Origin of the sequence: Bradyrhizobium sp. WSM2254, assembly GCF_000472645.1 — a bacterium.
GTDB classification, from domain to species: Bacteria; Pseudomonadota; Alphaproteobacteria; order Rhizobiales; family Xanthobacteraceae; genus Bradyrhizobium; species Bradyrhizobium niftali.
This window is the reverse complement of the sequence record NZ_AXAB01000066.1, coordinates 24,532-36,156: the sequence shown is the minus strand read 5'-3', so window position 1 is coordinate 36,156 and position 11,625 is coordinate 24,532. Positions and strand designations below refer to the sequence as shown.

General features: G+C 65.6%; 11 protein-coding genes and 1 pseudogene. 9 read left to right on the top strand and 3 right to left on the bottom strand.

What is annotated here, in order from left to right; translation table 11 throughout:
* Positions 1-380: 380 nt before the first annotated feature.
* A complete protein-coding gene (locus A3M7_RS0135395) occupies positions 381-1,097 on the bottom strand; it encodes a DUF599 domain-containing protein (protein ID WP_027548148.1) in 717 nt (238 codons plus the stop codon).
* Between the two features lie 122 nt (positions 1,098-1,219).
* Between A3M7_RS0135395 and A3M7_RS0135390 the strand changes: the two genes are divergently transcribed.
* The 5 genes and pseudogenes from A3M7_RS0135390 to A3M7_RS0135370 all read left to right on the top strand — a co-directional run bounded on the left by A3M7_RS0135390 (position 1,220) and on the right by A3M7_RS0135370 (position 4,368).
* The gene (locus tag A3M7_RS0135390) at positions 1,220-1,882 is read left to right on the top strand and encodes a glutathione S-transferase family protein (protein ID WP_027548147.1); all 663 of its coding nucleotides are present in this window, start codon (positions 1,220-1,222) and stop codon (positions 1,880-1,882) included.
* An 88-nt stretch (positions 1,883-1,970) separates the two neighbouring features.
* Positions 1,971-2,331 (top strand): annotated as a pseudogene (locus A3M7_RS0135385) (YidB family protein).
* 188 nt (positions 2,332-2,519) lie between these two features.
* A complete protein-coding gene (locus A3M7_RS0135380; RefSeq protein ID WP_011087923.1) occupies positions 2,520-2,723 on the top strand; it encodes a hypothetical protein in 204 nt (67 codons plus the stop codon).
* 154 nt (positions 2,724-2,877) lie between these two features.
* On the top strand, positions 2,878-3,885 hold the full coding sequence (locus A3M7_RS0135375; RefSeq protein WP_027548145.1) for a hypothetical protein: 1,008 nt from the start codon (positions 2,878-2,880) through the stop codon (positions 3,883-3,885).
* Between the two features lie 42 nt (positions 3,886-3,927).
* Positions 3,928-4,368: a DUF1489 family protein gene (locus A3M7_RS0135370; RefSeq protein ID WP_027548144.1), complete on the top strand. Its 441-nt coding sequence runs from the start codon at positions 3,928-3,930 to the stop codon at positions 4,366-4,368.
* 83 nt (positions 4,369-4,451) lie between these two features.
* Here the strand turns inward: A3M7_RS0135370 and panC are convergent, their stop codons facing one another.
* On the bottom strand, positions 4,452-5,303 hold the full coding sequence (gene panC / locus A3M7_RS0135365) for a pantoate--beta-alanine ligase (RefSeq protein ID WP_027548143.1): 852 nt from the start codon (positions 5,301-5,303) through the stop codon (positions 4,452-4,454).
* Between the two features lie 283 nt (positions 5,304-5,586).
* Between panC and A3M7_RS0135360 the strand changes: the two genes are divergently transcribed.
* The 4 genes from A3M7_RS0135360 (at position 5,587) to A3M7_RS0135345 (ending at position 9,403) form a co-directional block, all read left to right on the top strand.
* Positions 5,587-6,510 carry a division plane positioning ATPase MipZ gene (locus A3M7_RS0135360; RefSeq protein WP_027548142.1) on the top strand — a complete coding sequence of 308 codons (924 nt, stop codon included), beginning with the start codon at positions 5,587-5,589 and terminating at the stop codon, positions 6,508-6,510.
* A 361-nt stretch (positions 6,511-6,871) separates the two neighbouring features.
* Positions 6,872-7,732, top strand: a complete 861-nt coding sequence (locus A3M7_RS0135355) for an alpha/beta fold hydrolase (RefSeq protein ID WP_027548141.1) — start codon at positions 6,872-6,874, stop codon at positions 7,730-7,732.
* Between the two features lie 120 nt (positions 7,733-7,852).
* Entirely contained in the window at positions 7,853-8,602 is a 750-nt protein-coding gene (locus A3M7_RS0135350) for a hypothetical protein (protein WP_027548140.1), read from the top strand.
* A 75-nt stretch (positions 8,603-8,677) separates the two neighbouring features.
* Complete coding sequence (locus A3M7_RS0135345; protein WP_027548139.1) at positions 8,678-9,403, top strand: DnaJ domain-containing protein; 726 nt, start codon at positions 8,678-8,680, stop codon at positions 9,401-9,403.
* A 223-nt stretch (positions 9,404-9,626) separates the two neighbouring features.
* Here the strand turns inward: A3M7_RS0135345 and A3M7_RS0135340 are convergent, their stop codons facing one another.
* Complete coding sequence (locus A3M7_RS0135340) at positions 9,627-11,462, bottom strand: D-alanyl-D-alanine carboxypeptidase (protein ID WP_027548138.1); 1,836 nt, start codon at positions 11,460-11,462, stop codon at positions 9,627-9,629.
* Positions 11,463-11,625: the final 163 nt, after the last annotated feature.

The following is an 11,625-nucleotide window of genomic DNA, read 5'->3' as shown; positions in this document are numbered from 1 at the left end:
AAGGAACTCGGCTCCCGGGAGAGCACGGCATAAGCCGTCCAACCACTGCGCAGGGAAGGCCGAGTGATTGGCTACACCTGTATGCTGCTGTGCGGTTTTCTGCGTGTGCCTTTTGCGCAGCAGACCGCGGGTGCCAGCTGGCACCCGGCCTTCCCTGCGCCCTCTTGGACAAAGAGGGTGGAGCGACGAAGCAAAGCTCGGGCGAATTGCGCCGCGAGAACGGGAAGGCGTGTTTGAGAGTTGAGATGCGAGTTGGAAGAGCAGTGCTGTTCCCTCATACTCCGTCATTGCGAGCGTAGCGAAGCAATCCAGACCGCCACCGCGGAAAGATTCTGGATTGCTTCGCTGCGCTCGCAATGACGACGTGGAACGAGTTGGGGTCAATGCCCGCGCTTCCGCATCCCCTCATCCGCCACCACCTCCGGCGCCATCGCCGACCATGCGCTGGACGCGAACTGCCTTCGCCAGGTCACGATCACGACGGCTGCTGTGGTCACGAACAGCACCCAGGGGCTGACGAACCAGCCGAGATAGCCGAGCGCGAAGAAGAAGGCGCGCTGGCCGCGGTTGAAATGACGGCCGGCGGATTCGAACAGGCGCGTGGTGCGGATGACATGGGCTTCGGCCGCTGGCGTGTCGCGCTGGGTCGCCGGCGGCATGCCGCCGAACAGGATGGCGACATAGTTGAACAGGCGATAGGCCCAGGCGAACTTGAAGAAGGCGTAGACGCAGATCAGCACGAGGCCGACGCATTTCAGCTCCCACATTGCGGGCGAGGTGCTGAGGTCGACCGGCAGCTTGCTCAGGATCGTGATGGCGTCGTTGGTGGCGTGCAGCAGCGCCAGCGCGCCGCCGAGTGCGATGAGGCTGGTGGAGGCGAAGAAGGCGGTGCCGTTCTGGAGCGAGGCCATGATCTGCATGTCGACCATGCGCGTCTCGCGGTCGAGCAGCCGGCGCACCCAGACCTCGCGATAACGGTTCATGCGCGCCGACAGGCTGTCGCGGCCATAGGCCGAATGTTCCAGGGTCAGGGCATAGACCAGCCATTCGACGATGAAGAAGCCGACGGCGGTGATGTCGACCCAATGCCTGCTCATGTCTCTCTCCTCGCGAGCATAGCAACGATTGCCACGCAAGGCCGGGCGCAGCAACGATTGATTGACGGCAGGCGATGGCGCTAAAAGCAGCCGCATGCAGAGGACTCGGAAGGAGCAGTGACATGGCTGCACTAAAACTTGCCATCGGCAACAAAAACTACTCGTCATGGTCGATGCGGCCCTGGCTCGCGCTGCGCGCCAATGACATCCCGTTCGTGGAGACCTTGATCCCGCTCTACACGGAGAACCCCGCGGACAAGGAGCAGATCCTGTCCCTCAGCCGCGCCGGCAAGGTGCCCGTGCTGGTCGACGGCGACACCACGGTGTGGGATTCACTCGCGATCATCGAATACATCGCCGAGCGCTACCCGGAAGTGAAGCTGTGGCCCGATGATGCCGCCGCTCGCGCCCATGCCCGTTCGGTGTGCGCCGAGATGCATTCCGGCTTCGTGCCCCTGCGCAGCGAATGCGGCATGAACCTGCACCGACCGATCCGCCCCGTGACGCTGTCGGCCGATGCGAAGGCCAACGTTGCGCGCATCGAGGAGATCTGGCGCGAGTGCCGGGCGCGCTGCAGTGCCAAGGGACCGTTCCTGTTCGGCCGCTTCGGCGCGGCGGATGCGATGTATGCCCCGGTCGTGCACCGCTTCCGCACCTATGCGATCGACGTCGCGCCGGATACCAAAGCGTACATGGAAACGATGATGGCGCTGCCGGCATTCGAGGAATGGACCCGCGAGGGGCTTGCCGAGACGCTTGTCATCGCGAAGTTCGAGGACGCGTAATCGCGAAATGTGATCGGGCGCCGCTTGACGATACGCCAGCCGGCGGCGCTCAATCGTGCTGGAGTTGCGGCTTGGGAGAGGGCACGCCATGGGAATCCTGGACTCGCTGGAAAACAACCCCGCGCTCCGCAGCGCGCTCGGCCAGCTCGGCGCCGCCGTGCTGCCGGCCGTCTTGAGCGAGGTGCTCGGCAGCAACAATCAGGGCGGCCTCAGCGCGATCGTCGCCAAGCTTCAGCAGGCCGGGTTCGGTGACCAGGTCAAATCCTGGCTCGGCAACGGCCAGAACCTGCCGATCTCGGCGGACCAGCTCCGCGCCGTGCTCGGCAACGACACCGTCCGCCAGCTGGCTGCGCGCTACAACATCCCGGTCGACCAGCTGGGCCAGCCAGGAGCTGCCCAAGGCGGTGGATCAGGCGAGCCCGCAGGGTCATTTGCCCCATACCGCCTGAGGCCCGGTTCCATCGGTATTTACCGTGGCCCGTTGTTCCCGTTATCGTCCTGAAAAGACTTCAAGATTGGTGTGTTGCCATGCTCGGATGAGGCTGGCCAAAAACGCCACATGCGTGCTATATAGCTTGCTGGGTTTCCGGCCGGCCATCGCAGTGGGACCATGGGCGAGGCAGGCGTTGTTTGAGTAATGGAGAGGGTGTTGAAGCACAAATTCCCCGTTGGAACGCGCGTATTGTTCACGGCCAGCAACGTTGCGCGCCCGGCTGCCAGCGGCTCGTACGAAATCATCCGCCTGCTGCCGACGGAAGGCGACGACTGCCAGTACCGGATCAAGAGCTCGACCGAGGCCTTCGAACGGGTCGCCAAGGAAAGTCAGCTCGCGCTCTCCTGAAGCGCCGCCACCGCCCATTGATGTCGCGGACGAATTTGCTCCGCTCGCCGTCAAAAGGCCCGCTTCACCTTCACAAGGTGGGCCGGGGGCAGTTGCCGACTCGCGGTGCTCGCTTTGACCATTCGCTCGTTGCTCGCGTGAGGGGACGTCGCGCATGAACTGGGCATGGGCCTCGTCGCTCGACGAAATCTGGCGCTCGTCGGCCTTTCCGATGTGGATGATGCTGGCGGCTGCCGGCTTCTTCGGATTCATACTCCTGGTCACGCTGCTGCGCGCCGAGAGATCGCTCGCCAACGGCGCGCTGACCGTCATCACGCTGCTTGCCATTGCCATCGCGGTGGCTGCCACGGTGCGCGCCTATGGGCCGGCGGGGCAGGCAGCACCAGCGGAGGCGCGCGCACAGGCCGGTGTTATCGCGAGCCTGCCGGCGCTGTCCTGCCTCGACGATCTCGCCGGCGATGCCGTGGCCGTTGGCTGCGAGAAGGCGCTGTTCGGCTCGCCGGATGCGGTGGCCGCCGCCGTCTCCTACACCGCCGTCAGGATCGACCGGCTGACCGCGCTCGGCGACGCCGCGACCGTCGACAAGAGCCTGACGCTGGACATGAAGGTGCTGCGCAAGGCACTGGAACGCGATCGCTACGGCCTCGTCGCGCAGGTGCTTCTCGCCCGTGACGGCTGCACCCGATTCGATTGCGCCGCCTTCCGCTCGCTGACCGATCAGCAGCAGGTCGTCGCCAACATGGACTCCCATCTCTACGACATGCTGGTCGCGCGCTATGTGCCCACCTGGAACGCGCCCGCAGCGGCAGCATCGGCCGTGCCGGCCGCAGGTGCGCTCGCCGCGCTGCCGCCGTCGATGCCGACGGGCAAGCCGACCAACGCTGAGTTCCCGAGCGCCTCGTCGACGCCGCCGGTGAGCATCATGAATCCGGAGCCGCCGACGACGGGCACGCGCCAGGCCGCACCCGCCGCGAACGCAGCGTCGGCCCCGCGCCCGCCGGCCGCGACCTCGGCACAGGCGACAGCGCCCGCGGCACCGGCCGCCAAGAAGCCGCCGGCGCCGAAGGCTGCGCGCGCGCCGGCAGCTGCACCGGTTCCGCTGGCGCCGCCGCCGGCCTCGGCTCCCGCGGCTTCGGCTCCCGCGGCTGCGGATAACGAATAGTTCGGCTTTGAAAACCTGCGGCCGGCCCGCTAATGCTGGGGCATGCCACTCCATCTGATCAAGCTCGCCGTCGGCTGCGACTCCGTCAAGGAATTGAAGGAGTGGGTGGCCGAACGGATGCAGACCGCCAAGAAGAAGGGTCTGCCGCAACATCACATCCACATCACCCGCATGGTGCCCAAGCGCGACGCCGAGATCCTCTCGGGCGGGTCGCTCTATTGGGTGATCAAGGGCGAGGTCGCCGCGCGCGAAAAGATCATCGGCATCGAGCCGTTCCGCGACAAGGACGGCATCGGGCGCTGCCGGATCGTGATGCAGCCGAAGGTGATCCCGGTCTCGCCGCGGCCGATGCGCCCGTTCCAGGGCTGGCGCTATCTCGCCGATGATTCGGTGCCGCCGGATCTCGGCAAGTCCGCCGCGGGCACCATCGCGGCGATGCCGGAGCCGATGCGGCGCGAGCTGCGCGATCTCGGGCTGCTCTGAGCATAACCCGGAAAAGTGTGTAGCGGTTTTCCGGAAAGATCATGCTCAAACAATAACCTAAAGCGCGATGTCGCCATCGCGCTTTAGACCGCGATATTGTCGATCAGCCGGGTCGTGCCGAGCTTGGCTGCGACCAGGATCCGCAACGGGCCGTCCTTGCGCGAGGCGACCTGTGCCAGCGTCTCGGCGTGACGAGCCTCGAAATAGTCGAGCACGAAGCCGGCCGCCTTGATTGCCGCGGCGCCGCGCGCCATCGCCGGCGCGATGGCCTCGCCGGCGCGGATGCGCCCGGCGCTGTCCTTCATGGCGCGGTAGAGCGTGGTCGCGGTCTGCCGCTCCTGCGGGGAGAGATAGACGTTGCGCGATGACATCGCGAGCCCGTCGCGCTCGCGCACGGTGCGGGAGCCGATCACCTTGACGCCGAGATCGAGATCCCCCGCCATCTGCGTCACCACCCGCAATTGCTGAAAGTCCTTCTCGCCGAAGATCGCGAGGTCCGGACGGCATTGCGTGAACAGCTTGCCGACGACGGTGGCGACGCCACCGAAAAAGTGGGGCCGGAAACGGTCCTCGAGGCCGGCCAGCGCCGGACCCTCCGGCACGATTCGGGTTGCAAAGCCCTGCGGATACATGGCCTCGACGCCGGGGTGCCAGACGATGTCGACATCCTCGGCCGCGAGCTTGGCGATGTCGGCTTTCCAGGTCCGCGGATAGGCGCCGAAATCCTCGGTCGGGGCGAATTGAGTCGGGTTGACGAAGATCGAGACCACGACGCGGCTGGCGCGCCGCCTGGCGAGGCGCACCAGCGACACATGCCCGTCATGGAGCGCCCCCATGGTCGGGACCAGCGCGATCGTGGCCTTTCGCTTGCGAAGATTATCGACGGCGCGTCGGAGCGCAGGGACCGTACGGGCGATCAGAGGGCTTCGTTGCATCGGGACTCGGGGGGCTTGCGGATGGGTTGGGCGCGGCCTGCCGCGCAGCCGGCTAACCTTAACAAGCAGCGATCGTGGACGCCATGCATCCGGATGCGGCACAGCATCCCGCGCAAAGCTGCGGAGGCTGTCGCGACATTGTGGGCTGAATCACAGACGTGATGCGGCGACGCGATTCATGATGACGACTAACGCGCTGTGATTTCGTTATCCTGTCACGCATTTCACTTGACCGCAGACGCGGTCAACTCGAAGATATTGCTTAGGGGCGTTGAGGATCACCATGCTTGTGCAGGCTAGCCAAGGCCAATCCGGCTCGGCGCACGTCGTTGTGCTGGGTAACGAGAAGGGCGGCTCCGGCAAATCGACCACGGCCTTGCATATCGCGGTTGCGCTCCTGAAGGCCGGTCAGCGCGTCGCCACCATCGACCTCGACTGCCGCCAGCAAAGCTTTACGCACTACATCGACAACCGCGCCGCCTGGGCTCGTCGCACCAAGCTCGACCTCGAGCTGCCGGTGCATCGCTGCATCAAGCTCGGCGAGACCATGCAGATTGCCGAGAACGAGAACTCCGAGTTCCAGCAGTTCATGGAAGCGGTCTCGGCAGTCGAGAGCAGTTTCGATTTCATCGTCATCGATACGCCCGGCACCGACAGCTACCTGATGCGACTCGCCCACTCGATGGCCGACACGCTGGTCACGCCGATCAACGACAGCTTCCTCGATTTCGACGTGCTCGGCACCGTCGACCCCGCCAACTATGCGGTCACCGGCGAGAGCCACTATGCCGAGATGGTGCGGGATACCCGCCGCAAGCGTCGTCAGCTCGACGGCTCGAGCACCGACTGGATCGTGGTGCGCAACCGCCTGTCCATGCTGGGCTCGCGCAACAAGCAGCTCGTCGCCGAGGGGTTGAAGGATTTGTCGCTGCGGCTCGGCTTCCGTTATGTCGACGGCTTCGCCGAACGAGTCGTCTACCGCGAATTCTTCCCGCGTGGCCTCACCGCCCTCGACGAGATCGACGAGGCGACGCTCGGCATGCGGCCCAATCTCGGCCATCTCACTGCGCGGGAGGAGGTGACGAGCCTGCTCCGCCAGCTCAAGCTGCCGCTCGACGAGCGCGGCCGCCGCCGCGCGGCCAACCGGGCCGAGTGGTTCAGCCAGGTCGACAAGCCGCTCGAGGTCCACGACATCCTCGGCGCCTAAGTTCTCGGCGCCTAAGTCAGCGGTATATCGCTACTTCCGGGCAACCTCATAGGGCTGGTCCCCGCGGGAACTGAGCGCGCCTTCGGCCGTTTTCATTCTACGTTTACTGCGAAATTGAACCCAATCGAGGCCGGTTGTGTCCTATGGTGACCTACAGCCTGACGTAGTCGTATCAGAGAGGGGGTGCCCAAGAAACGTGTGCGGCGCACAATGAAAGGGCTGCCAGTTCACAATATTTGGCCTTCCTGTCACGGGCCTGTGACATATATTAGCGAATAGGCGACCAGGGGCCGAAGAGCTCCAGAACAACACGATTTTCAACAGGGATTCAGGCCGCAAGAGCCTGAGGCTGAGGACGAAAATGAAGCGTGGAATTGCCGTTCTGGTTTCGGTCAGTGCCCTCTGCGGCGTCGCCTATTTCACGGCGAGCAAGTGGGCGATCAGGCATGAGACCATCACCTTCTACGACGCTTCGCGCGACAACCGTCCGGTGCCTGTCGATATCGCGATCCGTCGCGACAAGGAAATGCAGGCCGATGCCGGCATGATCACGATGCCTGTGGCCGTGATCAACCATGGCAACACCGTCAAGAACACCGAGTACGGCTTCCTCGCCAACATTTTCGCTGCGCGCGGCTACCTCGTCGTGAGCCCGCAGCATGATTTGCCGACCGATCCTCCGATGGTGACCAAGCCCGGCGAGCTCTATGTCGGCCGGTTGCCGCAGATCCTGCGCGGCGTGGCCAACATCCATCTGGCGATGCAGGAAATGAAGAAGGTTCAGCCCAACGCCGATTACGAGAAGGTGACGATGGTCGGCCACTCCATGGGCGGCGACATCACCATGTACTTCGCCAAGCAGTATCCGGATGAGGTCAAGAAGGTCGTCACGCTCGACAATCTGCGCGTGCCGTTCGTCACCGCCGGCAAGTTCAAGATCCTGTCGTTCCGCTCCACCGATCCTCAGTTCAAGGCCGATGCGGGCGTGATCCCGAGCGACGAGGAGTGCGAGAAGGCCGGCATCCAGGTCGTGAAGACCGAATTCCAGCACAACGACATGCGCGACACCGGTCCGGATGTGGCCAAGAACTCGATCCAGAGCATGCTCGACAAGTTCCTGAGCGCGACTGACAGCGAGGTGGCGCCGGTTGATACGCAATCGTCCCCGCCCAATATTCTCGAGCCCGGTCCGGTCGCCCTGATGGCGCCTGCCAAGAGCTGACGTATCAATCACAGTCAGAAACGACTTTCAAAGCCTCCGCCGGCGCTCGCCCGCGGAGGCTTTGCACATTGACCGGGCTGCACGCGCTAACCACATTAGGCATTCACACTGGGCCAAGGGATGTCGGGCGAACCTATCAAACCGCGCGGCCGCGGTGCCGTCTCGCCGCAAGCAGGCGGCGCGGTGCCGCAGGCCGGGACGTCGACCTCGGACGATATCGCCGCCTTTGTCGCCAAGGCGCGTGCGCTGTCACCGCATGCTCCCGGCGCAAAAGGGCGGCTGATCTTCGCGCTGGATGCGACGATGAGCCGGCAGCCGACGTGGGACATGGCCTGTGCGCTCCAAGCCGACATGTTTCGCGAGACCGCGGCGCTCGGCAGTCTCGACATCCGGCTGGTCTACTATCGCGGCTTCAACGAGTGCCGTGCCACGGGGTGGATCTCCGACAGCGCCAGGCTCGCGACGCTGATGAGCAAGATCGATTGCCGCGGCGGCGACACCCAGATCGGCAAGGTGCTGAGCGAGGCGCGGCGCGAGGCGGTCGCATCGGGCGTAAGGGCCGTGGTCTTCGTCGGCGACGCGATGGAGGAGCAGGTTGACGAGCTCTGCGCCAAGGCCGGCGAGCTCGGCATGCTCAAGGTGCCGGTATTTGTGTTTCAGGAAGGGCATGACGCGGTGGCCGAGCAGGCCTTCCGCGAGATCGCGCGCCTGACCGGCGGTGCCTGGTGCCGCTTCGATCCCGGCGCGGCGGCACAGCTGCGCGAGCTGTTGCGGGCAGCCGCGACCTATGCCGCCGGCGGCCGCGAGGCGTTGTTGAAGCTGGCGAAGAGCGCGAGCGGTGCGGCCCAGCTGATCGGCCAGATGAAGTAGCCGGTCACATCCGCCAAATGCAGACGGGCGAAAGGACGCCATGCTTTTTGGCAACAGGGCGCCTATATTCCGGTCATGACCCTGATCGCCGGCGCTGTCGCCGTTATCACGCTTTATCTGCTGCTTCAGATGTTCCGCGCCGCCAATCCTGCGGTGCTGGCGCGCACCATCAAGTTCGGCGGCGGCGTGGTGGCGCTGGCGGTCGCGGCTTTCACGGGCTTGCGGGGCGAGCTGGCGGTCGCGATCCCGCTCGGGATTTTTGGCGCCGGGCTGCTCGGCTGGACGCCGTTGGCGAATGCCGGCTTCGGCAATTTCGGCGGGCTGTTCGGTGGCGGCGCGGCGCCCGCGTCCGGGCAGGCCTCGCGCGTGCGCTCCCAATTCCTCGACATGCGGCTCGACCACGATTCTGGCCGGCTCGGAGGCCAGATCGTTGCCGGGCCTTACGCCGGGCGCGATCTCGACGAGTTCGATCTCGCCGGCCTGCTGGCGATGGTCCCGGCATTCGACGCCGAGAGCGTGGCCTTACTTGAAAGCTATCTGGACCGCCGGTTTCCCGCCTGGCGTCAGAACGCGCAGGGCGATGCGGCAGGGGGGCAGCGCCGCACGGCGGCGAGCGGCAAAATGACGGCGGAGGAGGCCTATCAGATCCTTGGCCTGCAGCCGGGAGCGGGGCGTGACGACATCAGCCGGGCCCACAAGTCCCTGATGAAGAAACTCCATCCCGACCAGGGGGGCTCGACGTATCTCGCTGCCCGGGTAAACGAGGCCAAGGATACTCTGCTTCGCACGCATAACGGCTAACTCCGGCACCACGCTACAAACGCTCGTACCGCGTGAGCTCCGTTGCTCTGTCTGTCGTCGCCCCGATGCCCGCCATTGTCGGCGTGGTCGATCTCTTGAGTTGAAATTTAACCGTAAATTGTTGACGAGAGGTTGTCGCGGAACTGACTTTGGCCGGCCGCATGCCGAAAAGAAAAATGCCCGCGCAAGGCGCGGGCATTTTTTTTCGGAACGGTGCAGGAGATCAGTTGCGGACGGTGATGCAGGAGATGTCGGCGCGCTTCAGGGCGCGGCAGACGGCTTCGGCCTGATCCCGCTCGAGCCCGGCGAAGCGGGCGCGATAGAGCTTGCGATTGTCCTTGGCGACGACCGGCTCGGTGAACGGATCGGCCTTGCTGAGCAGGCCGCGGGCCGAGCTGCGCGCGGCGTCGATGCGCTGCTGGGCTTCGTTCTCGCTCTCGAGCGCGCCGACCTGGACGATCCAGCCGCTGTGGGTGACGACCGGCTTGGTGGTGGCGCTCATCTGGATCGGCTGCGGCGCCGGCTCGGCGGACGCGAGTTTCGGAGCGGCCGGGGCGGGCGCGGTGGCGGTTGCAGCCGGCAGCACGCCGAGGACGCCGTTGCCGGTGCCGAAGCCGGCCGGCTGCCGCGGCAGCTCGGTGCGGGCGACGTCCGCCTTCGGCGCTTCCGGTTGGCTCTGGAAATCGGGCTTGTTGATCAGATCGGCCCGGGCGACGACGGCGCCGGAGGTTTCCGCGACGTCGGAGCGGGACGCAACCGTGCTGGTAACCTGCGGCGCGACCTGAGCCCGAGCGGCGGAGGCGACCTTCACGGCGCCGGCCTTGACCTGCACCGTCTTGACCCGGACCGGCTTCATCGGTTCGGACGAGCCCGGGATGATCGAGAGCGGCTGGCTGGAGATCACGCCATTGGTGAGCGGCGCGGGCTCGATCTTGGATTCAGTCGGCCGAGCGTCAGGCTTGGGTTGAGCGGGCGGCATTGCGGCGGTGGCGGCCGCAAGCGCGGACAGGCGCGAGGCAAGACGCGACGGGGTCGCTTCGGGAGCGGGGGCGGCGGCGGCCTGGGCCTGCGGAGCGGTGCGGGCCGGGGTATCTGACGCATCCGCGACCTCGGCAGCGGCGTCAGAGCCGATGCGCTCGGTGACTGCGGTGACGGTGTGCGTGGTCGCGCCCTTCTCGAGATTCTCGGCGAGCAGGTTGCGCATGATAGCGTCGCGCGAACCGCCGCTGCGGCCGCCCAGCACCACGCCGATCAGGTGGCGGTTGCCGCGGCGCATCGAGCTCACGAGGTTGAAGCCGGAGGCGCGGGTGTAGCCGGTCTTGATGCCGTCCACGCCCTCGACGCTGCCGAGCAGGTGGTTATGGTTCCGGATCGACTGGCCGCGCCAGTTGAACGTCGAGGTCGCGAAATAGCGGTAGTAGCGCGGGAAGCGCTCCTGGATGGCGCGGCCGAGCGTGGCCTGATCGCGCGCGGTCGTGACCTGCTCGTCGTTGGGAAGGCCGTTGGCATTCCGGTAGACCGTCTTGGACATGCCGAGCGAACGCGCCTTGCGCGTCATCATCTGGGCGAAGTCGTCCTCGTCGCCGGCGATCGCTTCCGCGATCACCACGGCGGCGTCGTTGGCGGAGCGGGTGACGAGACCCTTGATCGCGTCCTCGACGCGGATGGTCTGGCCGGCACGCAGGTTCAGCTTGGTCGGATCCTGATCGGCGGCGTGCTGCGACACCGGCATCTCGGTGTCGAGCTTCATCTTGCCGGACTCGAGACGCTCAAACAGCAGATAGAGCGTCATGATCTTGGTCAGCGAGGCCGGATGGCGGATCCCGTCGGGGCTCGTTGCCTGGAGCACGGAGCCGGAATTGCCGTCGATGATGATCGACGCGAATTTCGGGCTGGAGCTCTCGGACACATCGCGCTGCACCCGGTGGTGCGCGTAATGGCGGCGGTGACGCCGCGCCTCGGCAGCATCGGTGGTGAAGATGACCGCGGTGGTGATCGTAAGAAGCCCGAAAACCCCGACCCGCGCCAAGCGCGAGGAAGACAAGTTTTTACGAAGCATGAAACCCCGTCCCCCGTTTCTGACTTGATCACCGGCCCGTGAGGCGAAATTGTGCCCACTGGACCCGGGATCATTACCTGCTCAGGCTGCCCCTCCGCGGGTGTCCACCGCGGGGAACGTTGGGCCTGAGCCGCTGTTCTGGCTAAGGTGATGTTCTCAAACG

Coding starts and splice junctions, on each gene's coding strand:
- A3M7_RS0135395 (WP_027548148.1), bottom strand. CDS start 1,097: ATGAGCAGGCATTGGGTCGACATCACCGCCGTCGGCTTCTTCATCGTC.
- A3M7_RS0135390 (WP_027548147.1), top strand. CDS start 1,220: ATGGCTGCACTAAAACTTGCCATCGGCAACAAAAACTACTCGTCATGG.
- A3M7_RS0135380 (WP_011087923.1), top strand. CDS start 2,520: ATGGAGAGGGTGTTGAAGCACAAATTCCCCGTTGGAACGCGCGTATTG.
- A3M7_RS0135375 (WP_027548145.1), top strand. CDS start 2,878: ATGAACTGGGCATGGGCCTCGTCGCTCGACGAAATCTGGCGCTCGTCG.
- A3M7_RS0135370 (WP_027548144.1), top strand. CDS start 3,928: ATGCCACTCCATCTGATCAAGCTCGCCGTCGGCTGCGACTCCGTCAAG.
- panC (WP_027548143.1), bottom strand. CDS start 5,303: ATGCAACGAAGCCCTCTGATCGCCCGTACGGTCCCTGCGCTCCGACGC.
- A3M7_RS0135360 (WP_027548142.1), top strand. CDS start 5,587: ATGCTTGTGCAGGCTAGCCAAGGCCAATCCGGCTCGGCGCACGTCGTT.
- A3M7_RS0135355 (WP_027548141.1), top strand. CDS start 6,872: ATGAAGCGTGGAATTGCCGTTCTGGTTTCGGTCAGTGCCCTCTGCGGC.
- A3M7_RS0135350 (WP_027548140.1), top strand. CDS start 7,853: ATGTCGGGCGAACCTATCAAACCGCGCGGCCGCGGTGCCGTCTCGCCG.
- A3M7_RS0135345 (WP_027548139.1), top strand. CDS start 8,678: ATGACCCTGATCGCCGGCGCTGTCGCCGTTATCACGCTTTATCTGCTG.
- A3M7_RS0135340 (WP_027548138.1), bottom strand. CDS start 11,462: ATGCTTCGTAAAAACTTGTCTTCCTCGCGCTTGGCGCGGGTCGGGGTT.